Below are 26,137 nucleotides of genomic sequence, written 5' to 3' on the forward strand. Positions count from 1 at the left end.
AGTTATATTTAGGTTAGTTGAATAAAACAGTTGATATTGTAAGGACTACACATTTTAGATATGTGTAGTCCTTACAATTGTTCTTAATCTCTGCTTTAAATAAGAAAAAAAGCTGCCACAATGACAGCCAGTTCTAATTTTATATCTAAGACGGTTGAATTCTAGTTAGATGAAATGCCCTTTCCGCCTTGTGCTATTAAAGTATTGATTCTTTCCATACCAGTAATAATTGGTTTCGCACGACTTATTAAAGTTTGGGTAGCTTCAAGACCTAGAGACGCTTGATGGGCATCTTCATTTGCCCACACTTCATAAACATAAACAGAACTTGGTTCATTCTCGGAAATATTCACAAGATATATTTCACATTCATCCAAATTCTTCATTGATTCTGCTGCTTCTAACAGAATATCAACCATTTTTTCTTTTTCGCCTTCTTGTACCATAAACTTGTTAAATAAACTAATTTACTCATACCATCCTCCTTCATTTTGTCTTAGACACATTTTAGACATTATAAACTATATCTTCAATCATTATTTTATAAGGAAATAAAAGGGGTGGTTGGCCTTCATAATGGACAGATGGTTCACTTTTCTATTTCATTGATGACATTCATTCACCATGTTTTAGTAAAACAACTACATCCTATTTAGTTCGGGTTATACTAAAAGGACAAAGCAGTAGAAAAGGGGGGAATACCGTTGAAACTTTATACGAAAACCGGGGATCAGGGACAAACAGGCTTGATCGGAGGAAGAGCTGATAAAGATGATGTGAGAGTAGAGGCATATGGTACGTTAGATGAGGCGAATAGCTTTATTGGACTCGCGCATGCAAAATTACGGCAGCATGGCGAATTGTTTCAGGACCTTTTGTCAGAGCTGATCGTTATACAGCATGAGCTGTTTGACTGCGGCGGTGATTTGGCAGCAGTGAAACCACGTAAAGTAGGCAAATTAACAGAAGCCTCTGTGGCAGTACTTGAGGAAAGAATGGATGTCTATGTAGAAGAAGCTGCGCCGCTCACCAAGTTTATTTTACCGGGCGGTCAGGAAGGTGCTGCTCTTTTACATGTGGCGCGGACAGTCGTCAGAAGAGCAGAGCGGCATATTGTGACGCTTGCGAAACAAGAGGAGATTCCAGCCGTTGCGCTCACATATGTAAACCGTCTATCCGATTATTTATTTGCTGCCGCCCGAATCGTGAATCATCGGCTTGGTGAAGCTGATGTTGAATATGAACGAAGTGCCGACGTGTTTCGTTCTAAATAAGAAAAAGCACTCTTCGAATGAGAAGAGTGCTAAAACGTCTTCGTTCTATAAGCACAAAAGGGATTCCAGGTCTTGCTTGTGCAATGAACACTTTATTTCGTATACAAATGCTTCATTAGCTCTTTGTTTTTTTGAATAAATATGTCATTGTGCGAAGAAACCATTCCACGAGCGCTTGCATCAGGCATTACGTATTGCTTCGCTTGGTTTACTGCATTCGCAGCATCCTGGAAAGCCCCAGCAATCAAATGTAATTTTCCTTCATGATGCAAAATATCGCCTGCTGCATAAATGCCCCGGACTGACGTCTCACTCAGTGGAGTTCCTGCAATCCAGTAATCCTTCTGCTCTAGTTTAATGATACTATTCGCAAGTAATTCTTTGTCTCGTTCGTATCCATGATTGATAATGACTTCATCTATGGCTAGCTTAAATAAAGTATCGTCCTGATTATTTTTGAGAACAACCGTTTCAATCCGCTCATGATCGTCTGCAGCGATGAGCTTTTCAATCGAGGTATGAAGCAGACATTCGACAGAGCTGTTATTAAGTCTTGATATTTCGGATTCATGACCTTTTAAAGCATCTTTCCGGTAGGTTAAATACACTTGCTTGGCAATCGGCTCCAGCTCATTCGCCCAGTCAATGGCTGAATTACCACCTCCTGAGATCAACACGGTTTTATCTTTAAAACGTGCAAGGGATTTGACCGTATAATGCAAATTTTGAACCTCAAATCGTTCTGCACCCTCAATATCTAATTTAATCGGCTTGAGGATACCTCCTCCAACAGCTAAAATGACGGTTTTGGAGTAATGTTTTTGATTGGACGCGGTGTGGAGAACAAATTGACCTGTTTCGTCTTGAGAAATAGAGGTCACCTTTTCTCCGAGTACGACCTTTGGATCAAAGGTCAGTCCTTGAGTAACAATTTGTTCAATCAGCTGCGAGCCTGGAACTGGCGTTAATCCTCCTATATCCCAGATCATCTTTTCTGGATAAACATGAACCTTTCCTCCAAGGAAAGGCTGGAATTCAATCAGTTTCGTTTTCATTTCACGCAATCCACTATAAAAGGCGGAAAACAATCCAGCAGGTCCGCCGCCAATAATGGTTACATCATATACTTCCATATCCTGCATCGTACAATTCGCCCCACTTCTTTTGCTTCATATATTTTTAAAAATGACCATAGTCATGATTTCATAGCTGATTCATGCAGTCTCATTTATTTTCTAATTGCTGCTGCAAGGCTTCTAAAAACTGGATGCGGCTATAAGCAGGTCCTCCTTCAAGGAGTGGATGTACCACATTGATATAAACCTGATCCTTTTTAAAGGCCGTCATGTTTCGAATAACAGGATTCTTTTTCATGTCATCAAATGCCTGCCTGGCCTCTTGATTTTCATCCGTAGAAAATTGTACAAATAGATAATCCGGATTCATTTCCCCTAGCTGCTCGACAGAGATTGCTTCTTGTGTCTTTGCCAAACTAATCGGCTGAGGAACGGCGAGACCCAATTCGTTATACAAGACAGGATTGAAATACACATCTTCTGGATATACGAAGGCTTGTGCTCCCCGAATGCGAATGATGGCTACTTTTTTATCCTTGAGCTTTTCCTTTAACGAAGCTTTTGCGTCTTTGACATCTGTTTTGTATTGAGTGAGGATTTTGTCTGCTTTCGTTTGTTTTCCTGTTAATTCGGCCATTAGCTCTAAATTAGCTTCCCAATTTGTCGCGATATGGGAGATTGGAATGGTCGGCGCAATTTTCTCTAACTTGTTCAGTACGACTTGTTGAAATTTAGAGGAGCCTAAAATAACGTCAGGTTTCAAACTTAATATTTTCTCAAAATTTGGCTGCTGTTTTTCACCGATTGATTCGGAATCGCTTGTGATTGAAGCAAATATTTTCGGAAACTTTCCTCCTACTGATATTGCCCCTGCCGGATGAACATCAAGTACAACGGCATCTTCCATCGCTTCCATTGCCCCAGTAATGACGATTTTTTCGGCTTTTTTCGGGATGGTATACTTTTTCCCAAGATACTCTATTGTTTTCGTAGCAGCATCACCTGAATTTTCAATTCCGGCATTTTTGCTTCCGGAGGCTGTAGTTGATTGCTTAGGCTTGTCTCCTCCTCCGCATGCCGCCATGATCAGCATCAATAAGGAAATGAAGCCGATGATCATTAATTTCTTATTCATCTTTTCAAAACTCCTCTCAAACTGTCTATTGTAGTCGTGCTTTATTTCATCCCCAGATGTTCACGTAAGGTGGATCCTGTATATTCACTTCTAAATAAGCCATGTTGGATGAGTAAGGGGACCAATTCATCAAAAAATAATTCTAGTGATTGTAATGAGCCCGGAAGAGCAATGAAACCGTCTAAAGCGCCTGCTTCAAACCATCTGGTTATTTCTCTCTGTGCATCCTCAGCTGTTCCCACGATGACCCAGTGTGCCGATCCAATGACCTCTGGTCTGGAGAGTAGTTCTCTTACGGTAGGCTGCGTTTGTACAATTAACCTGCGCAGCAAATCAGCATGAGTCTGACTGCGTACCTGCTCATCCAATCCTTGCAGCATATCGGCAGGAACGGGTTGATCTAAGGGAAGGTGACGAATATCGAGACCTAGAATCGATTGTATCGCTGCATAACCTTGTGCAGTGCTTAAATGGGAATGAGCTTCTCGATACATTTCATGCGCCTCATCACGTGTTTTTCCTATAAAAAAGTACAAGCCAGGCAGCACACGGATCTCATCCGGCTGGCGGCCATGCTTGCATGCTCTTCTCCTCATGTCTTTCCGTAATTCAATGCCTGAGGCCATATCAGGGGTTGCTGCAAACATCGCATCTGCAGTTGAAGCGGCAAAATCCCGACCCGTTTCCGAAGCACCTGCCTGAAACAAAGGAATAGTTCCTGACGGATGAGCCGGCACATTAAGCGGCCCCTTAATTTGAAAGAAATGACCCTCATGTTGAATAGAAGAAATTCTCTCCTTGTCAGCAAACTGTCCTGTCGTTCGATTGATGAGCAGCGCCTCATTTGGATAGCTCTCCCAAAGCTTGCGTACAACATCCGTAAATTCCATCGCCTTCTTATACCGTTCTTCTGAGGTTGGCATGGGTGAATGGCTAAAATTATCGGCCCCGTCGATCGAAGTGACAATATTCCAGCCGGCACGCCCATTGCTGATCGAGTGCAAGGACTGAAGCTGTCTCGCCACTACATAGGGAGGATTGAACGTAGTCGAGGCGGTTGAAACAAGTCCGATTCGATCCGTCTCATGAGCAATCGAAGAAAGCAGAACGGTTGGGTCAAGACCGCCAAAGCCAGGGGAGTGATTCAATGACTCTATGTGGAGGGTCAGTGAATCCGGCTTAAAAAGAAAGTCAAGCTTGGCCATCTCTGCTCTCTTTGCAAGCTCAACGTAAAAGTTGGTTGAAAATAAGTGTTCTACCATGCTGCTCGGATGCTGCCAGCCTTTTCCCTTCAACCAGGTCGCTGACAAGGACAATCCGATACAAAGCTGCTTTTTTTTGTTCACATCATCTGCCTCCCAGTCGTTGCTGATTATTAGTCAGTAATAATCGATATTGATAATCATTATCATTGAATAGTATAGCAAGGACCTCGTGAAATGCGAATACACAAATAGCGAATATCATATGCATTATTATCTAATCTGGACTGACAGAAGAGAGATGATCTTGATCGACTTCAATTTCTGAGGCAGTTAGGCTGGTTATTTCATAGAGAGCTGTGGAATTCCTTTAAGGAATGAGGCTGGCGTCTATCGTTTTGAGAAGAAATACGACAGATTTATTTAGCGATATATGCGCTAGGCGGCACTCCGAATTTCTTTTTAAATAGTCTGCTAAAATATAGCGGATTGGGATAGCCGACAGTCATAGCAACGTCACGAATCGAAATATTGCCTGCCTTTAGTATTTCAAGCGCTCTTTCCATACGATACTGGATGACATAGTCAATTGGGTGAAGTCCGGTATATTTATGGAAAAAGTATGAGAAGCTTTTAGGGTTCATATCGAACAGTTCAGCGAGATCCTGAAGTGTTAATGGAATCATATATTGTCCTCTAATATAAGCGATGGCTTCCTCAATGACCCTTTCATGAGGAGAGCTCTCTTCCTGCTTACAGCCCATTAGTATTTGATATAGGATGCGTAAAAATAATTCTTTGACTCGAAGTTTCCCCATTCCGCCAGGTGTATGGACATTCTGATGGAGCATGGTGAGTATTTCAATGATTCTCGGATTTGCTCCCGTTTCCAGCTTGAAAACAGTGTCACAGTCAGATTTCTTATCACAATCCAAATGATAGAAAAGCGAATGATACTCGTATTCTGATTGACTGATCACCTGCAGGGCAAGCTGGCATCCTGGTGTTACATGGATGACGGACCCTGGCTGCAAATTGTAGCTTTTTCCATTGACATTCAGTCTAGCTTCCCCGCGAATACTGAAAAGAAAGCCAGCACTTTCTGTCTTAAACTCCCTTAATGTACTATGGGGCTGGATGACTAAACGGTAGATTTCTTGTATGTGAAAAGAATAACTAGCAAATAGGTCAGCTAGTTGATCTCTATTTATCAATGTATGACACCTGCCTCTGACTTGATTTAGATACAACTTATTCTGTGATTCTACCATACGTTTAAAAACACTCTTCTTTTCGAAGAGTGTTTTTTGTTTGATTCAACCGTTCAGTCTGAGCATTGTTACGACTCTAGTCGCAATCAAAGATCAATCTGTGACACGTTTTGCCGGCTTTCTTTTTTGACTATAGTTAAAGCAAGGAGCAAGAAAGGAGGCATGAAGATGAAAATAACAAGTAAAACCATTATCGGTTCAATTTTATTGTTTGTCGGTTTATCCATCTTCTTTGGTGGTTCATTAGGTGGACTGATTCCGGTTTTGATTGGGGCATGGCTCATCTATGTAGGTGTTAAAAAATATGAAAAAGGCAGTAAAACCTCAGGGATCATTCTAGCAGTCATTGGTGTACTGATCGTCGTGCAATTCCTGCCGTTTTTACTCGGCATCGCATTTGCAGGGGTACTTCTTTATTTAGGCTGGTCGATGATTAGTGGTGAATCTACCAAAAAATCATCAAGCAGAGCCTATATGGAGCCAAACACGGCACCCAATACGGAGGAACCGATTCACACGTCATTTGATCAAGAATGGGAAGACTTTTTAAAGAAAAAATAAAAGGAGGAACATCAAATGGTATTAAGAAGAGTAAGAGATATGTTTGTTGCAACTGTCAATGAAGGGTTAGATAAATTGGAGAATCCGCGTGTCATGCTGAATCAATACGTTCGTGATATGGAGGATGATGTTGCGAAAGCGAAACATGCCATCATCAAACAGCAAACGATTCAGCAAGGCTTCCTGAGAAAAGCAGAAGAGACGGAAGCATTTGCTGAAAAGCGAAAGAAGCAGGCGGAGCTTGCATACCATGCGGGAGAAGAGGAGCTTGCACGAAAAGCGCTCACAGAAATGAAGTATTTTGAAGAAAAGCACAACGAATATCAGGAAGCGTACCAGCAATCTGTGAAACAATTAAAAGAGCTGAAAGAGCAATTACAGCACTTAGAAACGAAGCTGCGTGATATAAAAGACAAGAAACAGGCACTGATTGCAAGAGCCAATGCCGCACAGGCAAAGCAGCATATGAACGATTCCATCAATAAAGTAGACAGTGAAAGTGCATATAAAGAGTTTCTTCGAATGGAGAACCGTATTGAAGAAATGGAAACAAAAGCAGGCAGCTATGCACAATTTGCGGATCAAGGGGCATATGCTCATTTAGACTATGCCGATGAGGTTGAAAAAGAATGGCAGAAGCTGAAGCTCGAGAAAAAGCCTGAACAGCAGCAAGCAAACGTATAGAGATCACATCGGAAGAAAAGCAGGCTTTTTCTTCCGATATTTGATTTCTTTCTGTTTCGCTTTTCCTTATAATGAAAAGGTCAGAAGATAAAGGGATGGTATGAATGAAGCGATTAATCGGTCTAATTTGTATACTTGTAGGTATCTTTTTAATGATTGGCATGCTTTTCAAAAATGAAGGTCTCTTTCATTTAAGTTTTTCCCGTGAAAAACCAGTGACAACAGCTTCAGCAAAGACAAAGGAGATTGATCAATTAGATATTTCTCTTTCTGGGTTTCGCGTGAAGGTAAAACCTGAAAATCGTTCCGATATTTCCGTGACTGCTGTCAATGGAAAAGGGAAAATGTATGCGGAGCAAACAGGTGGTACCTTCAAAATTCGTGCTGAAAATAAAAGCTTCTTGTTTTTCACTCAATTTGAAAAAGGAGAGCTTTTAGTTAAAATTCCAACAGATTATCATAAAAATGTGAAGATTACGGGTGGAAGCGGCGTCAGTGAGATTGACGGAGGAGGAAAGCTGTCCCTTCAAGATGTGATACTCAAATCAACGAGTGGAAACCTCACAGCCGAGAATTTTTCAGCAAAAAATGTAGAAATCAAAGCAACCTCTGGCAGGATGGCAGTATCGCACATCGATGCGAAGGATAGTGATATTGGGGCAACTTCAGGGCGTGCCGATATTAATGATGTAAAAGGCAAACTGCAATTGGGCATGACAAGCGGCCGAATGACGGCAAGTTTTGATACAATTGAGTCACCTGTCTCCTTTCAGATGACATCAGGGAGCGCGAAATTTAATTTGCCAGATGACGGAGATTTCAACGTTCAGGTGAAAAAAACAAGTGGAAGCGTCGATCACTCGTATGACTTTGATCAAGTGGAGAATGAAGGTCGAGGCTTTACAGGTACGCGGGGAAAAGGGACACATTTAGTCGATATTGAAATGACAAGTGGTAACCTCAAGCTGCGGTAATGAATGAAAGAAAGGAAGGAGGCGAGTCAACTGCGTTTTACAAGGAATCAAATATTAGGCATCATTGTTGTGATTTTTGGTATTAATTTATTTCTCAAAATTATTGGGATCGGAGCAGATTTGTTTTGGCCTGTGTTTTTTGCGCTGGCGGGTTATTGGCTGCACTCACGATCCAAACGTTGGCTCGGTTCAGTTTCCTATATTTTTGCCGGCTTTCTCTTCTTAAAATTTCTGCTCAATATTACATTTAGTTTAACAGGTTACTTATTTGCGGCCTTTTTGATTTATGCCGGCTATCGTTTATTGAAAAATAAACCTGTTTTTGATGTCGATAAAAAGGAAACATCAGACGATGGGAAGCCTTCACTGAAAGTCAATCTTGAAAAAGAGGGCGATCAGAAGAAAATAAAAAGCCAGACAAAGCCGCGCAAAGAGCATGACTTTTTTATCGGTGAAGTCAGACTGATGAAAAAGCCGTTTCAATTAAGTGATTTGACGATTTCAGGTTTTATTGGCGATGTTAAAATCGATTTATCAAAGGCGATCATTGCAGAAGAAGAGAGCACAATCGTGATTAGCGGACTGATCGGCGATGTGGATATTTACGTACCGCAGGATATTGAAGTATGTGTGAGTGCTTCCGCCGCGATTGGTGATATGAAAATCATAGATGAAAAACGAAGCGGATTCGGCAGTAAAGTGTATGTGATGACCAACGATTACGATGAGAGCAAACGAAAAGTGAAAATCTCCATCTCTCTACTGATCGGAGATGTGGATGTGAGATACTTATGAGGAAATTGCATTTAGGTATCCAGTGGCAATCTGTTCGTCTTGCGGTAGGTATCGCGCTCGGCGTTGTGACGATGACGACACTGCCCATGTTTTTTTATTATCAGCTTGATCCGATGATCCTGCTTTCTACCCGCTGGTTTGGCATACCGTTTTTTTGTATTTTACTCATCGTTAGTCTTGCGATTGGGATTTTTGCCGGGAGTGTATTTGGCTATCAGCATAAGAAGCGCCTCGATCAGCTTGTAGAGTCGATTTTGAAGTTTGAAAATGGAAACTTTGCATACAGACTGCCGTCGCTTGGCGATGATGAAATTGGCTTAGCCGCCGATCAATTAAATGTAATGGCGAAGCGGGTGGAAGGGCAAGTAGCCTCTTTGCAAAAGCTTTCGAATGAACGGGCTGAATGGCAGGTTCAAATGAAGAAATCGGTCGTCTCAGAAGAACGCCAGCGACTAGCAAGAGAGCTTCATGATGCGGTCAGTCAGCAGTTATTTGCGATTTCGATGATGACTTCAGCTATTCTTGAAGGCATGAAGGAAAAGGACGAAAAGATATTAAAACAAATGCAGCTTGTCGAACGAATGGCAGGCGATGCACAAAATGAGATGCGTGCTCTGCTGCTTCATCTAAGACCGATCACTCTAGAAGGAAAAGACCTGAAAAAAGGCTTAATTGAGCTGCTAAATGAATTTCAAGCAAAGCAGCCGATTGATATTGATTGGGAAATCGAAGATGATGCTCCGTTATCTAAAGGAGTAGAGGACCACCTCTTCCGAATTGTGCAAGAAGCACTGTCGAATGTGTTTAGGCATGCAAAGGCGACAAAGGTGACAGTGCGCCTGCTCATAAGAAATCGGCAAGTGCAGCTAAAGATTATTGATAATGGTATCGGCTTTCAAACAGACCATGTGAAGACGGCCTCCTACGGACTTGAATCGATTCGAGAAAGAACAAGTGAGGTAGGCGGTGTCGCAGAGATTATGTCATTTGAGGGGAAAGGCACACAAATTGATGTGAAGGTTCCCATTTTTGATGAAGGAAAAGGAGAGAACGTTCGATGATTCGAGTGCTTTTAATCGACGATCACGAAATGGTGAGAATGGGGCTTGCGGCCTTTTTAGAGGCGCAGGCTGATATTGAAGTCATTGGTGAAGCGTCAGATGGACAAAAAGGTGTAGAGCTAGCCGTTGAATTAAAGCCAGATGTGATTTTAATGGATCTTGTCATGGAAGGGATGGATGGCATCGAAGCAACGAAAAGAATTTGTCAGGAAATTGAAGATGCGAAGATCATTGTTCTGACGAGCTTTATTGACGATGATAAAGTCTATCCTGTGATTGAGGCGGGTGCTTTAAGCTATTTATTAAAAACATCCAAGGCAGGAGAAATTGCGGATGCTATCAGATCTGCAAGTATCGGCGAACCAAGACTTGAATCGAAAGTGGCTGGAAAGGTCATGAATAAACTCCGTCATTCATCAAATGGGTCTATCCTTCACGATTCATTAACAGCAAGAGAAATGGAGATCTTGAAGCTGATTGCGGATGGGAAATCGAATAAGGTCATTGCCGAGGAATTATTTATTACAATTAAAACGGTGAAGACTCATATTACCAACATTCTTTCCAAACTTGATGTGGAAGATCGAACGCAAGCGGCTGTGTATGCCCACCGCCATAAGCTGATTCAATAAAAAAACAGCTTTCAAGTGAAAGCTGCTAGAACATGCGTAAAATTAGTCCTTCTGTCCTGTGATCGGACGTTCGGATAGTTGATGGAGCTCAGGAACTGGAAAAGCCTCCTGCTCCTTGGCCGATTTTTCTTCCAGGGTATTCTTCATTTCGGATAAAAGCTTTACGCTCTCCTTTGCTGCTGCCGCTTTTTTTTCCTGCAAATCAATGATCTGTGAAAGTCCGACGAATAATCCGCCTCCCAACAGAAGGAGCGCAGGGGTTTGTCCATAATAAACCACGATCAAAAATGTGCTTGAAAAGCTGTCGGCTTCAATGAAGAAATCTTCTTTTGATTGCATGAATACAACGATTAACAGAAGTATCCCTAGAATCAAAAATAGAATGCCGGCCGAAAGTAAAGCTCGTTTCATGATTGACACCCTTTTTTTCTTACCATTTTAACATACTCTATAAAGATTGTGTTGCGCCCTTAGTCCCGAAGTCACGGATTTTCACATTTGCCTTGTAACGAATGTCCGATTCACTAAAAATCTCATCCCAATGCTTCGCTTCTTTTCGAAAATCCTTCGGATACGCAATACTCGCTTTTTGAGAAAACCCGCAAATATCTGCTTTGATCTCATGCTGTAATTCCCCAATGAAATCTTTTACGGTTTTCTTTAATTGACGCTCCACTGCACCCTCAATCTCTTGAAGATACTTTTCATTAAATGCATTCTCACGCTCATTCCAATCCTCAGATAATCTTCCATCAAGCTCTACTGATACATCAAATTGATATCTTCCGCTGGCTGTTTTCTTCGTTTCAATGTTGTGTTTCAGTTTAAATATTTCATAAGAATAGATGCTGTGGTCATATTTAAATTCAATGACTCCACCTTTTCCTTCCCCTGTCAATAGGTTGTATGACTGCACAGCTAACGGAGAGATGTCGGTGAGAAATCGTTTGTTTTTAATAATAGAGGCACCGTCGAGTATTAATTTCCCTTGATCCACACTGACTTTCGGAACAGCAAAAGATACGTTGTTTTGCATAGCAGTAGAAATATCTCCTAATGAAACAGGCTTTAACATACGGATGGTCGATTTTGTATTCCCAGAAATATCATATAATGTAGAAGAAGCAGGCTGCCCATCATCATTGATTTTTAGCAAGTCTCCAGGCTTTTCAGCGGTCATAAAGACAAGGCTTCCTCTCCGCGTTTCATTGTCGCGAATAAATTGATTGATGACGAGGTCGAAATTATTTTCATTGATAAGCTCCTCAGAAAATAAATACACCCTCAGCTGCTGGGCGAAAATCCGGTGACTTTTGAGAGTCGTTGTTCGGAATATTTGATGCACGGAATCACCGCTAGTTTCAATAATCTTTGTTGGATCTTTTACGCTGGATTCTTGTTCAATTTTTTGAGGCACAAGGACTTGCATAGATATTTTCAGCTTATGACCGTCATCTCCTTTATCTAAGCCATAACCAATCGCCATGTTGAGTTCTTCAATATTGGTACTATCCCAGCATCCACTTAATAGAACAAGGGCGAGTAATGCAAAGACTGTCTTCTTTTTCATGCTGCTTTCCGCCTCCTTTTCAAAAACACGATGATAAATAAGAGAAACGGGAGGATACCGAATAAAAGGAAAAATAAATGGTTCACATACGTTAAATAATCACGTACTGTATCAACATCCTTTGGGAAAATGGCGGCAAAGTAAATGACAATTCCCATCAGCGCGAGCACGATCTTTTTGGGGAATTTTGTGAGTTTTGATAACCCCATTGCAGCAAAAAACGTATATCCTACAAAGCTCGTATAAAGTTGAACAAGCCAAACGATGAGCAAAAAGGATTCGATTCGCTCAATAAAGATTCCTTGTATATCAAACGATTGAAATAAGGCAATCGTCGGCCAAGTCAAAGTCGCTGTTTCTTTCACCGTGAACGCACCAACGACAAGAATATAGGTGAAAATATAGATGATCGCAGGAATCAAAAAGCCGACTGCGCCATAAGCAAAGGTGTGTTTTTGCGTGTTCATATAGGCAGGCATAAACAGTATCATTTCAATGCCAACAAACGAAATGGCTGATGCGTTAAGGGATTTGAAGACAGGGGAGAAACCCTCTCCTAAAACAGGCCGGAGGTTATCTAACTTAAATTCTTGAACACTGAGTCCGTATGCAACAAATAAGATAATCAAGGTGACAATGAGGAAAAAGGGGCACAGTCTGGCAAAATCACCAATCCCGCCGACTACGAGATAAAGGCCAACCAAAATAAAGCTGATCATTGTCACCGCTACAGGTGTGTTTTGAAGTAAAAAAAACCTCACCATTTCCGACATCGCCCGTACTTCATAGCTGGCAACGCCAAGAAAATAAATAATAATCAATATGTTAGCAAGAGCACCAATCCACTTTCCAAGCCCCTCCTTTGTATAATCATAGTAAGAGGAGAAGGGGACTTTTTTCATCATAAGGACATTCGCAAAAATAAATACAATGTAAATGGCACTCATGAGTAAGAGCGCAATCCAGCCGTCAGGTGTAGCTGCAGCTTGAGCCATTGCTCTTGGCAGAATCATCATACTGGCACCTAATGTTGTATTGGCAATAATGGCACTTGCCTGATAGCTGGTGATCGACTCTTTATGATTGACCATATCGTTCTCCTTTCTTTTGATTTTTCAAAGGCAATCGAATGATGGAATTGTCTTCATTTTTATAGCTGAACACAAAATCTGGTGAAAAATAAGGCGTACCAAAACTTTTTTGCCGTGTTAAATGAGTAAGGAGAACGAGCATGAACAGCACAATCCCATATAAACCCAAAGTAGCTGCCGTAAACATAGACACAAACCGGAGCACGCGGAACGACATGCCCATCCCATATTGAGGAACAGTAAAGGACGCAAGGGCAATCACACTGACGATAATCACCATGATTGAGCTCACAATATGAGCCTGAACGGCCGCCTGTCCGATGACAACTCCACCTACAAGTCCAATCGTTTGACCGAGCGGATTTGGCAGCCTTAAACCCGCTTCCCGCAGCAGCTCAATCGTTATTTCCATGATGAGTGCCTCCACAATAGGAGGAAAGGGGACATTTTCTCTTGTACTTGAGATCGAAATAGCCAGTGTTGTTGGTAAAAGTCCTTGATGGAAGGACACAAGCGCAATATAAATGGCTGATAAAAATAAGGTCAGAAAGATAGAGGTAAACCGCAGCATCCGAATGAGAGAGGCGGCGATCCACCTTTCATAATAATCATCAGGTGATTGCATAATCGTCGCGAGAGAAGCAGGTACAATTAACACAAAAGGTGAATGATCGACAAAAATGGCGACACGTCCATTATTTAAAGCAGATGCCACTTTATCCGGCCGTTCTGTGTTTTGGACTTGCGGGAAAGGCGAGTACACATTGTCTTCAATCAGTTCCTCAAGAACACCAGAATCTTGTATATCATCAATGGTGACTTGCTTGAGCCGTTTTTTCACTTCTTTTAAAACAGACGATTGAGCCATACCGTCAATGTACATGATGGTCACTTGGGTGTACTTTTTTTGACCAATCTTCATGTCGACGGTTTTAAGATTGGGATTTTTCAAGCGCTGCCTCACAAGAGCTAAGTTCGTATCTAAATCTTCAATAAAGCCAATTTTCGGTCCTCTCACAACTGTTTCAGAGGTAGCATCCCCTATACTGCGTTTCTTCGTTCCATGCGTTTCTAAAATATACGCATGCTGAAATCCGTTAATCAGAACAACACAATACCCATCAAAAATCGCATCGACCAATTCCTCAGAGGTTTTCGCCGAACGTGTGGTCATCATTGATAAATTGGATTCTAGCTTCTCTTTTGTGAGAGACGTATGATCTTGGAGAAGCAGCTTTAAAAAGGTTTGAATCTCCATCTTTTCGTTCATTTCTTTTATGTATAAATAGTAAACAACCTGCCCATTGGACAGTGTTTTTTTCTCATGAACCAAATCATCCATTTCTTTTAATTGCGGAAGGATGACGGAGAGGTTATCGTATAAGTGCTCTTTTAATGGAGTCTGATTCATTCGGATCACCCGCCTCAAATCTTTTTCTTAGCATTACCTGCTTGAAAAAACAATATTCTGTGTTACATTATTTTGTGGTAAAAGAAAGAATGAGGGTTTTGGAGGAAACAAGATGGCACAGATTCGTTTAGCAGGAACAAAAGAGGAGATCGACCGTATTCTACAGTCGTTTGACAAGCATTATGAGGTGACATATACATCAAAGGACTACGGAAAAACGAACCCAAAATACAAATATTCGAAGGATGTTCGCGTTTATATTGAACTAAAATTAAAATAAAGATAAAATTTTAATTGAAAACGCTTAAAGGATTTTCGTTTTTTGTATAGAATAGAGTTGAGTGATGAGAAGCTATGGAGGGATACATAATGACGGAATTTAGAATCGAAAAAGATACAATGGGCGAAATCAAAGTGCCGAAGGACAAGTTCTGGGGTGCACAAACACAACGAAGCAAAGAAAATTTCAAAATCGGTTCTGAGAAAATGCCAAAGGAAGTTGTGAATGCGTTTGCAATTTTGAAACGTAGCACAGCGATTGCCAACGAGCGTCTTGGCAACCTTGAAAGCGAAAAAGCAGAAGCCATTGCTGCTGTATGTGATGACATCATCAGCGGTAAGTATGACGAGCATTTCCCGCTTGTTGTTTGGCAGACAGGTAGTGGAACACAAAGTAACATGAACATGAACGAAGTCGTTGCAAATAGAGCAACTGCTTATTTGAAAGATAAAAATAGTGAGTTCAGCATTCACCCGAATGATGACGTTAACCGCAGCCAAAGCTCAAACGATACATTCCCAACGGCTATGCACGTGGCAGCTGTTTTAGCTGTGTACAAAAAATTGTTGCCTGCTATTGACCAGTTAAGAACAACTCTTGATGAGAAAGCAAAAGCGTATCAAGAGATTGTGAAAATCGGCCGTACGCACTTGCAGGATGCAACACCGCTGACAGTAGGCCAAGAGATTAGCGGCTGGGTATACATGCTGGACCGTTCAAAAGAAATGATTCTTGAATCAACTGAAAAAATGAGAGAATTAGCCATTGGCGGAACTGCTGTTGGTACAGGCATTAACGCACATCCTGAGTTCGGTCAATATGTTGCTGAGGAAATCAGCCAGCTGACAGGTCAAACATTCAATTCTTCACCAAACAAATTCCATGCGCTGACAAGCCATGATGAAATTACGTATGCACACGGTGCCTTAAAAGCACTTGCAGCTGATTTAATGAAAATTGCCAATGATGTCAGATGGCTTGCAAGTGGCCCTCGCTGTGGAATTGGCGAATTGATTATTCCTGAAAATGAGCCGGGAAGCTCCATTATGCCAGGAAAAGTCAACCCAACCCAAAGTGAAGCTTTAACTATGATTGCAGCACAAATCATGGGGAATGATGCCACAATCGGTTTTGCGGCAAGCCAAGGAAACTTTGAGCTGAACGTCTTTAAGCCAGTCATCATTTATAACTTCCTGCAATCAGTTGAACTACTTGCTGACGGCATGAACTCATTCCATGACAAGTGTGCAGTTGGAATCGAACCAAACCTTGAAACAATTGAGAAAAACTTGAACAATTCATTGATGCTTGTGACGGCACTTAACCCGCACATCGGATATGAAAATGCAGCGAAAATTGCGAAGCTTGCTCACAAAGAAGGATTAACACTAAAAGAAGCAGCACTTCAATTAGAGCTGCTAACAGAAGAGCAGTTCGAGCAATTTGTGAAACCAGAAGAAATGGTGACACCGAAAGCAAAATAAGAAACCAGGGGCGGCTGCCCCTGGTTTTTTATTTGGGGAAGTGATGAGGTGAGCTACATTTGAGAATGTTTAGACAAGATTTATAATTTTAATTCTTTTTTTGTTGCTCTTTACTCTCTAACGTTTAGAATAAATAGAACCTTGTATATCAAAAGAATGTAGATCTTCTGCCATTTCGAATGTATGAAATGCTTGCAGATTAGGATATAGCATTAGATGAGTATTATCATTATGATAATACTCAAAATCGTAAATGGGGCTGTAAATAATTTTTAATAAAAGGTAATCAATTTGAATTGTTATTTTATATATATCTTTTAATCTAGGGTTTTTAATTATATTTTCATCGCCAATATGCATTACAACTTGACTTTGCACCCAATCTAATTCAGCTGTATTTTCTGCAAAACCCATCAGAACGGTAATATTTTCAGGAATTTTACGATGTTTATAAATATATTTAAAATGTCTTTTTGGTACAATTTTATGAAAATTACTCGCATGATTTAGTATCATAGCGGTTTTTAAAGACCATATGGATAGTAATTCGTGTTGTTCTTTTAAAAATGTACTAAGATTAGAATTGGGATACTTCAAAATCGCAGTCAAGATTGGTTTTACTTTATTTTCTATCTGGCTTAACCATCCATTATTGCATTCTTGACAGATCAATCCGTTAATTAATGTATTAGGAGTCAAAGGTCGTCTACTAATAGTAGAACCATAAAAAGTGGTGTGCTGCATGCCCATTTTTATTTTCCGAATATTCAACTCATCAAGCAACCATTGAGCGAAAATATGCTCTCTAGTTAAATTTGAGTTCCCACAAAAAAGACAATTCCTATTTTTTTTGGACATTATAATAGCCCTCTCAATCTTATATATCTTTATTTTGTATCTTCTTGAAGAGCTACATTCTCGCGATTTTTCTACTCCAATGACAAGAGTGTAACATAGATTCTAATCCACAACTTTATGCCTAAATGTCTTTAGGATATGCCCTGGGTTCTACAAATGATCCTCTTTCAAAATACGCAAAAGTGACTCAGAGTTGGTTTGAAGCGGTGCGTATAATTTTAATTGGTACAGCATGCCTTTCACGATGACTTGTCTTGGTTTTTGTTTGTTTAATTCATTTTCTAGAATGCCAAGCGCTTCAAATAAATCGGGTTCGTCCTTCACTTCATAGTGTGATTCAGCAATCTCTATTAACTCCTTTAAAAGAGATTCTGTGAGCGGATCGAATGACCGTTCATAAATCGGGCCAAACCAATCGCTCGCTTGATCTACAGAAATGAGAGGAAGGTCATTTCGCTTCATCATACCGCCCATCAAATCATCGATACGATGAATCATGGTTATGGCAAGTTCTTCTGCTTCCAGCTGAAAATCATATAAAATCGCCAGCTCGAAATAAACATGGCTCATGCCCTCAATCGTCAAACATAAATCAGCCATATAAGGAATAGCAGCATCTCCATATACTTGTTTAATGTTATCAATGTGAAGCTGGATGGTCGCAAGCCTAATTTGTTTTGCAAGCTGCTGCGTTTCTTCATTCAGTGGAAGCGCCCTGTCGCTCAGCTGCATTTTAATAAAATCCTTTTGCTGCAAAATATTATCGTAATAGACAGTGAGCTGTTTGCGGTAGGCTTCTTTTGGTGTGCCGCCCTCTGTTTGAACCTCATGAATCCGGGTAAATACCTTATCGTAATAGTAATGAAGGATCGAAATGAGCAATGCTTCCTTTGATTTAAAATAAAGATAAAAAGCACCCTTTGACATGTGGCATTCATCCGCAATTTCCTGAACAGACGTTGTGTTGTAGCCTTTGCTGGCAAATAATTTCATGCCAGCCTCAATGATCATTTTTTCTTTCTTTTTCAATATGAATGTCATCCTTTCTTACCGAGAGACAAATGTCTTAGGAAACGTGCGCAAAGAGATATGACTTATCGGTCATAAACGACGAAAGTTTTCAAAAATTAATCAGATTGTAACTTGTTTTTTACAGTGTAATTCTTTATATTATAAAGTAAGGTGACCAACTGGTCAAAATATGTGAAAGGATGATGTTCCATGAGAGAAATCGATGATATGATTAGACGCTTGCGAACAAAAGGGATTCAAGTAGAAAAAGTCAAAATGCCGAAAGAGACAACCATTGAAAAGAAATGGATGTATCAAGCTGGCAAAAAGATCAAAGCCACATACCGTGATTTCAATGGGTATTCATTCATCTAAAAAAGACTGCGGTCAAAAACCTACAGTCTCTTCTTTGGAACTATGATTGTATAACGTACACCTAGATCATCATTTTCAATAGATATGGACGCTTGATGCATTGAAAGGATTCTTTTGACAATGCTTAATCCAATACCGAATTCGCCCTTTTTTCCCTTACTAAAAGGTTCGTATAGGTTGGACAGCATATGTTCTTCAATTGGAGGACCGTCATTTCGAATAACAATGCGGATTTGATCCTCTTCCTGTTTCATCTGAATATCAATCTTACTTTTTGCGTAGCGAAGTTGATTTTCTAGTACATTCTCAAATAATTTGCTCCATTGTTCTGGATCGCCTTCAAGAGCAGCCTCATCATCTAAGTCCACGTTCCACTGCAATTCATTTTTCGACCAGCGTATTCGGTCGACCACTTCCAGCATCGTATTACTGATTAGGAAGGAAGAATGTGCGGGATGTTGTTTTGATAAATAATCAAGCTTAGTTAAGTACAGCAGATCCTTGATTTTCTTCTCAAGCTTTTCCGCTTCACCTTCAATGACTTCCACCGTTTGTTCAAGATCTCCCTTAGGAAAAATACCATCTTTAATGGACTGCGTGTAGCCGCGGATGACCATGACAGGTGTTTTTAAGTCATGTGAAATATTCTGCAAAAGTGTCCGTTCTGTTTCATCCTTTTGAATGAGTTTTTGTCTCATTTCTTCAATGGTATGACCAAGCTTGCCAATTTCATCTTGCCGGTCAACGATGACAGGATCGTCCCAGTCCTCTTGTGCAATCCGTTTGACGTGTTTTTCAAACGCAACGATTGGTCGGGATAAATAGCGGGCAAGCCAAATCGATGGAATCCAGCTTAGTAAAATAACGGTGCCTAAGATAAAAATCAGCTGTTTAAACAGCGTAAAGGACAGGTCGTCTCGATAAGAATCTGGTGCATAGGACAGAAGAATATATGGTGTATTGCCTGATGATACCTTTTTGATGACAAAAAAGATATGCTGGCCGTTCACCTCTTCAGAATAACGTTTCGTTGCGCTTTTTTGTTTTTTCACAAACGATTGGATTTTCTCAATAAAGGCATGCGGAAAAAACTGCGCCATTTGATCTAATTCATTTGACGGAATCAAAATGTGCTGCACGGAGCGGTTTTCCGGTGTCGACTTTGGCGAGCCGTCTCGGTTTAATGGATATTCTGTCAGCACTTGCTGTTCATTTTCAATATTTTTATAAATTTCATTTGTGAAGAAGTCACGTAATGTATTAGAAAATAGAATGATCAGGACAATGGAAATGGTGAGCAAAATGCCAGAGATCACAACCCAAATTTGAAAAGCGAGCGGTTTGTTCTTCATCCTTTCAGCATCCTATAACCGAATCCATAGATGGTCTCGACCTTTAAGTCGGGCATTTTTTTGCGCAGCCGTCTAACAAGGTCATCGACTACACGATCTGTCCCGAAGTAATCGTGTCCCCAAATTTTGACGAGGATATCTTCACGAGAAAAAGCATGTCCTTGGTGATGTGTAAATAAAAGCAGCAAGTCAAATTCCTTAGAAGTTAAGTTAATGAGCTGACCCTCTTCATACACCTCTCTTACATCCTCATGAATGACATAAGAAGAAACGGTTGTGACGCTTTGCTGCTGCGGAGTATCATTGTTTTTATACACAAGCTCCAGCAGCTTTTGTACCCGAATGATCAGCTCACGCGGAAGAAACGGCTTCGCAATATAATCACTGCTTCCCAGCTCTAAGCCGAGGACACGGTCGATATCGGCATCACGTGCTGAAATGAAAATGACCGGTACGTCAGGTGATGCGGCTTTGATTTCTTTAATGAGGGTGTAGCCGTCTGTATCAGGCAGCATGATATCTAAAATCCATAGATGCGGCGGCTTGTTCATTGCCTCGCGTGCCGCTTCTCCGGTTAAAAAAGAGGAGACATTCCAATCCTCACTCTCTAAATATTTGGTTAACAGTTCATTTAAGTTTTGTTCATCTTCAACTAAATAAATGGTGTACGACAAAGTCTTCCACATCCTCTCAACGTCATTATAACGGGATACAAAGGCGGCATGTCAACAATCACACGCTTTTTTCACAATTTCACATATTCTTCTCATCATTATCCCATAATGTTTGATTATGATAAGGTCAAGGGAAAAAAGGGCATAGACAAAAGGCGGATGAATAGGTGCTTTTCATCAATGTGCGCACCTTGCTTTTTTTCTATGAATAAGTATTATATAATTTGACATATTGCCATAAAGTATTTTTCAATGATCTTTCCATTAAGAGGACCTGAGTCCTATCTAGACATATGAAATGAAACATGATGTAAAGGAGTGCAAGCGATGGATTTCCGAAGAGAAGATGAAGAGAATAAGATGAATCATCCAGAAAACACGAATCAAGACAATGAAATGAATCATCAAGAAGATACCCATCAAGAGAATGAGAAACAAATAGACGCACCAGAAAAAGAGAAGGAACTCGTTTTACACCAGCATGAAAACGAAGCATCTGCCGCGCAGGAGAGTGTGACGAATCATTCTCCTCAAATGGTGGATGACCGTGCGTCAAAAAAGGAGAAAAAGCGGAAGGCGGCATGGCTCAGTCCGATTCTTGGAGGAATTATTGGCGGGGGTCTTGTACTTGGCATTACACCGCTTTTGCCGCAGTCACAGGATACAGCTGCCAACACGCAAACGCAAACCGCATCAAGTGAGCCGGCAGCCTCAGATAATTTCTCGACAAAACAAATCACCAATGCCACAAATGTTGCTGATATGGTAGAAGATTTAGAGCCCACCATTGTAGGTGTCTCAAACTATCAATCTACACAAAATTCGTTTGGCCTGAGCGGTGATCAAACAGAAGCTGAAGCTGGAACAGGTTCTGGTGTCATTTTCAAAAAAGATGGTAAAAAAGCGTACATTATTACAAATAACCACGTTGTCGAAGGTGCCAATAAATTAAAGGTCACACTATACGATGGTAAAACAAAAGATGCAAAGCTTGTCGGCAGTGATGTCATGACAGATTTAGCCGTTGTTGAAATAAATGCAGACGGCATTGATAAAGTGGCGAGCTTTGGAGATTCTTCTAAGCTTCGTGCTGGAGATAAAGTCATTGCCATTGGGAATCCGCTCGGTGCACAATTTTCAGGTACTGTGACAGAAGGAATCATTAGTGGTCTTGATCGTACTGTTGAAGCAAATACGTCATCTGGTACAGTGGAGATGAATGTACTGCAAACAGATGCAGCCATTAACCCAGGAAACAGCGGGGGGCCACTGATCAATACAGATGGTCAAGTCATTGGTATTAACAGCTTGAAAATCAGCGAAAGCGGTGTGGAATCACTCGGATTTGCGATCCCAAGTAACGATGTTAAACCGATTGTAGATGAACTGTTGAAAAATGGAAAAGTTGAACGTCCATACCTTGGTGTACAAATGATTGACCTTGAGCAAGTGCCTGAGACGTATCAGGAAAATACGCTCGGCTTATTTGATAAACAAATTGGCAAAGGCATTTACGTAAAGGATGTTTCAAAAGGTTCACCTGCTCAAAAAGCAGGCTTGAAATCTGGGGATGTCATCATCAAGTTCAAAGGGAAAGATGTAGTGAACAGCTCTCAGTTGAAAGAAATTCTTTACAAAGAAACAAAAGTCGGCGATAAAACCACAATGACTGTCATCCGTGAAGGAAAGAACAAAAATCTAGATATTACCCTTGGACAGTCAGATAGCGAATAAATGAAAAAACAGGTGGAGGTTAACATATCCACCTGTTTTTTTGTGCTTATTTTTTTGAAGAGAGTGTACGCAGTATGAGGTGTTCCCACATGTTCCACGGCAGAAGCTGTTTTGCTGTGAATGAAAGTCGTACGCCTTTTCCAACAAGATATCTCAGCCGTTTCAGCCGCTTCTTCTCTGCTAACCGAACAACAAGCTCCGCCACTTCACAAGGATCTCCATAGTTTGATTTCTGGGCATCAATATGGGCCATCATCTTTTGATAGAGTTTTGTGTATTTCGATCCTTCTGCTGGCTGAATCATTTGCTCGTTCATGGAGGTGTTCCAAATATTTGTTTGGAAAGAGCCTGGCTCAATTAAAGCCGCCTGGATACCGAACGAAGCTAGTTCAATCCGTAGGCTTTCTGTATAGCCTTCCAACGCAAACTTAGAGGATACATATGGAGAAAGTGCAGGCATTCCCATTAATCCGCTGATACTGCTCATATTGAAAATCTTTGCGCCGCTCGTCATAAACGGCAGCACCGCTTGGGTCATTTCCATCACACCGAAGACATTCACTTCAAATTGCTGGCGGTACGTGTCAACAGGAACCTCCTCCGCAAAACCAGCAAAGGCTGTTCCCGCATTGTTCACAAGCAGGGTAATGGGTGCATAGGCATGAAGTTTCTTCTGAAATGCTTGGATCGACTGCGTATCAGTCACATCTAATGCTTCAATATGTATCATGCCGGATAAAGAGGCTTGCTCGATTTCTTCAGCGAGCTTTTTTGCATTGGCTTCCTGTCTGACGCCGGCAATCACTGTATAGCCCTGCTTGGCGAGACGTATCGTGATGAGCTTGCCAAAGCCGCTATTGGCACCAGTTACAATGGCTGTTTTTTTCATCATCCGGTTCTCCTTTTTGTTTAAATTTATCATAGTGAGATGTTTTATTGAATAACAAAAAGGAGCCTGGAGAAGAATAAAAAGCGATGCTGTGAAATAGGAGGAAGCACATGATGTGTTGGAAGAAGGCGGGACGAATAGGAGTGCTGCTCTTAATGCTGTCCGGCTGTCAATCAATTGAACCGTTACAACAAACACATGAAGCAGAGGCAGAAAGTCTGTCAGTTGTTCAAATGAAGAAACTGCCATTTCAGCATATGCATCTGCATGTACAATATGGACAGAAAAACGAATTATACGAAGCGACCTACCGTCAGGCAAGAGGCAAAGAGGAAGCAATCATTCGTGATCATATGAATGGGGTCCGCTATGAAGGGGAAGAAGCCTTGCGCGAGATGAAGATGAAGCTGAATGATATGTCGATTCCTAGTGCAAAGATCAATGAAGCGTATGTAAATGAACTATTAGCTGCTTTTAATTTAGATGATGATTATCAGCGGATTCAGATCGATCTGAAACTCGAGGATGGGACCAAACGTACATTCCAAAGGAAGAAATAAACGAGACTTTCTCATTTTTTAATTGAAAATGATTTTCAAGATCACTTAAATCTGATACACTAAATTGAGATAAGTGATCTTTTACGTCTGTACATAGACGATATTTCATATAAAAATTTGGATGAGAAAAGGAGCGTTTGAGCGGAATGAGTGCCATTTCTACTGAAGGTTTAAGCTTAGGCTACGGAGAAACAATGATCATCGATGAACTAAATGTATCAATCCCTAAGGGTGAAATCACAGTATTTATTGGCAGTAATGGATGCGGTAAATCCACGCTACTTCGCTCTTTGGCGCGTCTTATGAAGCCAATGGGTGGTTCTGTCCTGCTTGAAGGTCATTCCATTGCAAAATTACCAACAAAAGAAGTAGCGAAACAGCTCGCTATTCTTCCACAAGGACCAGAAGCGCCAGAAGGATTAACTGTGCATCAGTTAGTGAAGCAAGGAAGATATCCTTATCAAAATTGGCTGAAGCAGTGGTCGAAGCAAGATGAAGAAGCAGTGAATCGCGCATTGAAGTCAACAAAGATGGAAGACCTTGCTGATCGGACCGTTGATTCATTATCAGGTGGACAAAGGCAGCGTGCATGGATTGCGATGACGCTGGCCCAAGAGACCGATATCATTTTGTTAGATGAGCCGACGACATATTTAGACATGACGCATCAAATCGAAATTTTGGACCTTCTGTTTGATTTAAATGAGAAAGAGCAGCGCACGATTGTGATGGTTCTTCATGATCTCAATCTCGCATGCAGGTATGCTCATCATCTTGTCGCGATTAAAGACAAGTCAATCTATGCAGAAGGCAGACCAGAAACAGTGATTAATTGTGATCTCGTGAAAAATGTCTTTGATATGAATTGCCAAGTGACAACAGATCCTCTATTTGGAACACCATTATGTATTCCGCACGGTAGAGGACGCTGTATTGTTCAGCAAGCGCAAGCTGAAACATTTCTTGCTGCAAGATAATCGTATGTCAAAAGCCTGACATCTGTGTCTCACAGAGTCAGGCTTTTTTCTGAAAAAGGAGCGGAATGTCAATGGGAAAAGAATTAGAAGAAAAGCTGGAAGGCCTGCTTGATAAATATACAGAGCTGCTGCTCGGTGAATCAACAGACGAGCTGAAACAAGATGTGAAACAATGGGTGATCTACTCTCATATTGCCAAGAGCATGCCGCCGCTAGCAAAGCATTTCAATGAAACGTATCCAGAAGCAAAAGAAGAAATCAAAGAAACAATTCAACGAATCAAACAGTTGAACGAAGCTCATCGCGCCAATAAAGACCGTTAAAAAACTGCCAGCATCAGACTGGCAGTTTTTTTCTTATGACATTTGTGATGATCCGTACGGAGATTGATCTGTCAGTGTTTGCTGGAATTTCTGGTGTGCCTGCTGGAGCTTTTGCTGATCAGCGGCTTCAACAGAATACCAGCCATATCGGAACATGACATCATATAAATGTCTTTGTGTTTTCTGTGTTTCGAGCGCAATTCGCTGAATATCCTGGTAAAGAGATTCATGACTGAATTCATTGAGCGCTGTGTTGTATCCGTTTGTCATATATTTTTCAGTCGACAAGAGATCTGTAACGAAATCACGATCATTCATGTTTGTAGTAGTGGGAACCGGAGTTTGTGGATTCCCGATTTTTTGTTGGTTTTGCTGTTCCATGTTTTTTCCTCCTATTGCATAAAGCCAGTAGACTGGCCTTGCCCTGAGCTGCCTAAATGCTGAAGAATTTGTGTGTAATGCTGATGATGCATTTGGCCAACTTGATTTAATTCTTGTTTCAATGTTTGGTCCTGGCAATGCTCGGCCATAAAATGAGCCTTTTTCATGGCGATCAAGTTCCAGTTGAGCATATCCTCTAAGTACAAGGAATCCTTCACTGAAATGACTTCTGGGGGCATATTCATTGGCTGATTGTTCAACATGTGTTCCTCCTTACGATTTTGTTTCCTTACTGATTCTTTTTATATTGCTGATTTTGACTGGTTTTTTTCCCGCCTAGGTCTGCTTCCTGTGATGGACCTGCGTTTCCTTTTACACTTGCAGCACTTACGCCTGCTTTCGATGGGTTTTTCTTCAAACGAGACATGTGGACATCACCTCCATTCTTACAATTCCCTTTGATCTTTAATTCATACGCCGCAAAATAAGGCACATGAGAATG

General features: G+C 40.9%; 31 protein-coding genes. 14 read left to right on the forward strand and 17 right to left on the reverse strand.

What is annotated here, in order from left to right; all coding sequences use genetic code 11:
• Nucleotides 1-161: 161 nt before the first annotated feature.
• A complete protein-coding gene (locus tag C9414_RS03470; protein WP_368731615.1) occupies nucleotides 162-467 on the reverse strand; it encodes a putative quinol monooxygenase in 306 nt (101 codons plus the stop codon).
• A 237-nt stretch (nucleotides 468-704) separates the two neighbouring features.
• Between C9414_RS03470 and C9414_RS03475 the strand changes: the two genes are divergently transcribed.
• Nucleotides 705-1,274 (forward strand): cob(I)yrinic acid a,c-diamide adenosyltransferase, encoded by a 570-nt coding sequence (locus C9414_RS03475; protein ID WP_048237412.1) that lies wholly within the window; start codon nucleotides 705-707, stop codon nucleotides 1,272-1,274.
• Between the two features lie 92 nt (nucleotides 1,275-1,366).
• On the opposite strand, the gene C9414_RS03480 is transcribed toward C9414_RS03475, so the two are convergent.
• The 4 genes from C9414_RS03480 to C9414_RS03495 form a co-directional block, all read right to left on the reverse strand.
• A complete protein-coding gene (locus C9414_RS03480; RefSeq protein WP_107163074.1) occupies nucleotides 1,367-2,416 on the reverse strand; it encodes an NAD(P)/FAD-dependent oxidoreductase in 1,050 nt (349 codons plus the stop codon).
• 82 nt (nucleotides 2,417-2,498) lie between these two features.
• On the reverse strand, nucleotides 2,499-3,485 hold the full coding sequence (locus tag C9414_RS03485; protein ID WP_047202413.1) for an ABC transporter substrate-binding protein: 987 nt from the start codon (nucleotides 3,483-3,485) through the stop codon (nucleotides 2,499-2,501).
• Between the two features lie 41 nt (nucleotides 3,486-3,526).
• On the reverse strand, nucleotides 3,527-4,831 hold the full coding sequence (locus tag C9414_RS03490) for an NtaA/DmoA family FMN-dependent monooxygenase (RefSeq protein WP_107163075.1): 1,305 nt from the start codon (nucleotides 4,829-4,831) through the stop codon (nucleotides 3,527-3,529).
• A 275-nt stretch (nucleotides 4,832-5,106) separates the two neighbouring features.
• Entirely contained in the window at nucleotides 5,107-5,901 is a 795-nt protein-coding gene (locus C9414_RS03495) for an AraC family transcriptional regulator (protein ID WP_047202494.1), read from the reverse strand.
• A gap of 225 nt (nucleotides 5,902-6,126) precedes the next feature.
• On the opposite strand from C9414_RS03495, the gene C9414_RS03500 reads away from it, so the two are divergent.
• The 6 genes from C9414_RS03500 to liaR all read left to right on the forward strand — a co-directional run bounded on the left by C9414_RS03500 (nucleotide 6,127) and on the right by liaR (nucleotide 10,665).
• Nucleotides 6,127-6,519 (forward strand): hypothetical protein, encoded by a 393-nt coding sequence (locus C9414_RS03500; RefSeq protein ID WP_107163076.1) that lies wholly within the window; start codon nucleotides 6,127-6,129, stop codon nucleotides 6,517-6,519.
• 15 nt (nucleotides 6,520-6,534) lie between these two features.
• Entirely contained in the window at nucleotides 6,535-7,203 is a 669-nt protein-coding gene (gene liaH / locus C9414_RS03505; protein ID WP_024423427.1) for a stress responsive protein LiaH, read from the forward strand.
• A 104-nt stretch (nucleotides 7,204-7,307) separates the two neighbouring features.
• A complete protein-coding gene (gene liaG / locus C9414_RS03510; protein ID WP_107163077.1) occupies nucleotides 7,308-8,177 on the forward strand; it encodes a LiaG family protein in 870 nt (289 codons plus the stop codon).
• Nucleotides 8,178-8,180: 3 nt separating this feature from the next.
• Nucleotides 8,181-8,972, forward strand: coding sequence for a cell wall-active antibiotics response protein LiaF (gene liaF / locus C9414_RS03515; RefSeq protein WP_181286098.1), 792 nt, complete (start codon nucleotides 8,181-8,183; stop codon nucleotides 8,970-8,972).
• On the forward strand, nucleotides 8,969-10,033 hold the full coding sequence (gene liaS / locus C9414_RS03520; protein ID WP_107163078.1) for a two-component system sensor histidine kinase LiaS: 1,065 nt from the start codon (nucleotides 8,969-8,971) through the stop codon (nucleotides 10,031-10,033). The genes liaF and liaS overlap by 4 nt, the downstream gene beginning before the upstream one ends.
• Nucleotides 10,030-10,665 (forward strand): two-component system response regulator LiaR, encoded by a 636-nt coding sequence (gene liaR, locus C9414_RS03525; RefSeq protein ID WP_024423423.1) that lies wholly within the window; start codon nucleotides 10,030-10,032, stop codon nucleotides 10,663-10,665. The genes liaS and liaR overlap by 4 nt, the downstream gene beginning before the upstream one ends.
• 42 nt (nucleotides 10,666-10,707) lie before the next feature.
• Here liaR and C9414_RS03530 read toward each other — a convergent pair whose 3' ends face one another.
• Genes C9414_RS03530 through C9414_RS03545 form a run of 4 tightly spaced genes read right to left on the reverse strand, consistent with a single transcriptional unit; the run spans nucleotide 10,708 to nucleotide 14,737 of the window.
• Nucleotides 10,708-11,076: a hypothetical protein gene (locus tag C9414_RS03530; protein WP_107163079.1), complete on the reverse strand. Its 369-nt coding sequence runs from the start codon at nucleotides 11,074-11,076 to the stop codon at nucleotides 10,708-10,710.
• A gap of 37 nt (nucleotides 11,077-11,113) precedes the next feature.
• Nucleotides 11,114-12,235 carry a Ger(x)C family spore germination protein gene (locus C9414_RS03535; RefSeq protein WP_047202419.1) on the reverse strand — a complete coding sequence of 374 codons (1,122 nt, stop codon included), beginning with the start codon at nucleotides 12,233-12,235 and terminating at the stop codon, nucleotides 11,114-11,116.
• Nucleotides 12,232-13,326, reverse strand: a complete 1,095-nt coding sequence (locus C9414_RS03540) for a GerAB/ArcD/ProY family transporter (RefSeq protein WP_047202420.1) — start codon at nucleotides 13,324-13,326, stop codon at nucleotides 12,232-12,234. The genes C9414_RS03535 and C9414_RS03540 overlap by 4 nt, the downstream gene beginning before the upstream one ends.
• Nucleotides 13,313-14,737, reverse strand: a complete 1,425-nt coding sequence (locus tag C9414_RS03545; protein WP_047202421.1) for a spore germination protein — start codon at nucleotides 14,735-14,737, stop codon at nucleotides 13,313-13,315. Before C9414_RS03545 ends, C9414_RS03540 begins: the two co-directional genes overlap by 14 nt.
• Before the next feature lie 112 nt (nucleotides 14,738-14,849).
• Here C9414_RS03545 and C9414_RS03550 point away from each other — a divergent pair, with 112 nt between their 5' ends.
• Both C9414_RS03550 and fumC read left to right on the forward strand, forming a co-directional pair.
• Nucleotides 14,850-15,017: a YvzF family protein gene (locus C9414_RS03550; RefSeq protein WP_003213147.1), complete on the forward strand. Its 168-nt coding sequence runs from the start codon at nucleotides 14,850-14,852 to the stop codon at nucleotides 15,015-15,017.
• A gap of 89 nt (nucleotides 15,018-15,106) precedes the next feature.
• Nucleotides 15,107-16,501 carry a class II fumarate hydratase gene (fumC, locus tag C9414_RS03555; protein WP_024423418.1) on the forward strand — a complete coding sequence of 465 codons (1,395 nt, stop codon included), beginning with the start codon at nucleotides 15,107-15,109 and terminating at the stop codon, nucleotides 16,499-16,501.
• 117 nt (nucleotides 16,502-16,618) lie between these two features.
• On the opposite strand, the gene C9414_RS03560 is transcribed toward fumC, so the two are convergent.
• Complete coding sequence (locus tag C9414_RS03560; protein ID WP_107163080.1) at nucleotides 16,619-17,359, reverse strand: hypothetical protein; 741 nt, start codon at nucleotides 17,357-17,359, stop codon at nucleotides 16,619-16,621.
• Between the two features lie 150 nt (nucleotides 17,360-17,509).
• Nucleotides 17,510-18,388 carry a TetR/AcrR family transcriptional regulator gene (locus tag C9414_RS03565; protein ID WP_107163081.1) on the reverse strand — a complete coding sequence of 293 codons (879 nt, stop codon included), beginning with the start codon at nucleotides 18,386-18,388 and terminating at the stop codon, nucleotides 17,510-17,512.
• A gap of 192 nt (nucleotides 18,389-18,580) precedes the next feature.
• On the opposite strand from C9414_RS03565, the gene spxO reads away from it, so the two are divergent.
• Complete coding sequence (gene spxO, locus C9414_RS20110) at nucleotides 18,581-18,745, forward strand: anti-adapter protein SpxO (RefSeq protein WP_003212782.1); 165 nt, start codon at nucleotides 18,581-18,583, stop codon at nucleotides 18,743-18,745.
• A gap of 20 nt (nucleotides 18,746-18,765) precedes the next feature.
• Here spxO and C9414_RS03570 read toward each other — a convergent pair whose 3' ends face one another.
• Together C9414_RS03570 and C9414_RS03575 are read right to left on the reverse strand one after the other, a co-directional pair.
• Nucleotides 18,766-20,097: a HAMP domain-containing sensor histidine kinase gene (locus tag C9414_RS03570; protein WP_039181308.1), complete on the reverse strand. Its 1,332-nt coding sequence runs from the start codon at nucleotides 20,095-20,097 to the stop codon at nucleotides 18,766-18,768.
• Nucleotides 20,094-20,771: a response regulator transcription factor gene (locus C9414_RS03575; RefSeq protein ID WP_047202423.1), complete on the reverse strand. Its 678-nt coding sequence runs from the start codon at nucleotides 20,769-20,771 to the stop codon at nucleotides 20,094-20,096. The genes C9414_RS03570 and C9414_RS03575 overlap by 4 nt, the downstream gene beginning before the upstream one ends.
• Before the next feature lie 327 nt (nucleotides 20,772-21,098).
• On the opposite strand from C9414_RS03575, the gene C9414_RS03580 reads away from it, so the two are divergent.
• A complete protein-coding gene (locus C9414_RS03580; RefSeq protein ID WP_047202424.1) occupies nucleotides 21,099-22,505 on the forward strand; it encodes a S1C family serine protease in 1,407 nt (468 codons plus the stop codon).
• 46 nt (nucleotides 22,506-22,551) lie between these two features.
• Here the strand turns inward: C9414_RS03580 and C9414_RS03585 are convergent, their stop codons facing one another.
• Complete coding sequence (locus C9414_RS03585) at nucleotides 22,552-23,394, reverse strand: oxidoreductase (protein WP_219909110.1); 843 nt, start codon at nucleotides 23,392-23,394, stop codon at nucleotides 22,552-22,554.
• Nucleotides 23,395-23,507: 113 nt separating this feature from the next.
• Between C9414_RS03585 and C9414_RS03590 the strand changes: the two genes are divergently transcribed.
• From C9414_RS03590 to C9414_RS03600, 3 genes are all read left to right on the forward strand, one after another.
• Complete coding sequence (locus tag C9414_RS03590; protein WP_181286099.1) at nucleotides 23,508-23,954, forward strand: YusW family protein; 447 nt, start codon at nucleotides 23,508-23,510, stop codon at nucleotides 23,952-23,954.
• A gap of 146 nt (nucleotides 23,955-24,100) precedes the next feature.
• Entirely contained in the window at nucleotides 24,101-24,931 is an 831-nt protein-coding gene (locus C9414_RS03595) for an ABC transporter ATP-binding protein (protein WP_008347057.1), read from the forward strand.
• Nucleotides 24,932-25,002: 71 nt separating this feature from the next.
• A complete protein-coding gene (locus tag C9414_RS03600) occupies nucleotides 25,003-25,254 on the forward strand; it encodes a DUF2573 family protein (protein ID WP_047202427.1) in 252 nt (83 codons plus the stop codon).
• Between the two features lie 33 nt (nucleotides 25,255-25,287).
• Here C9414_RS03600 and C9414_RS03605 read toward each other — a convergent pair whose 3' ends face one another.
• The 3 genes from C9414_RS03605 to C9414_RS03615 are packed head-to-tail and all read right to left on the reverse strand — an operon-like array spanning nucleotide 25,288 to nucleotide 26,062.
• On the reverse strand, nucleotides 25,288-25,635 hold the full coding sequence (locus C9414_RS03605) for a spore coat protein (protein WP_041088340.1): 348 nt from the start codon (nucleotides 25,633-25,635) through the stop codon (nucleotides 25,288-25,290).
• Between the two features lie 11 nt (nucleotides 25,636-25,646).
• Nucleotides 25,647-25,898, reverse strand: a complete 252-nt coding sequence (locus C9414_RS03610) for a hypothetical protein (protein ID WP_047202428.1) — start codon at nucleotides 25,896-25,898, stop codon at nucleotides 25,647-25,649.
• A gap of 26 nt (nucleotides 25,899-25,924) precedes the next feature.
• A complete protein-coding gene (locus C9414_RS03615) occupies nucleotides 25,925-26,062 on the reverse strand; it encodes a YuzL family protein (protein WP_003212904.1) in 138 nt (45 codons plus the stop codon).
• Between the last annotated feature and the right edge of the window lie 75 nt (nucleotides 26,063-26,137).

Origin of the sequence: Bacillus sp. Nf3 (genome assembly GCF_003028545.1) — a bacterium.
In the GTDB taxonomy this organism is placed as follows: Bacteria; Bacillota; Bacilli; order Bacillales; family Bacillaceae; genus Bacillus; species Bacillus safensis.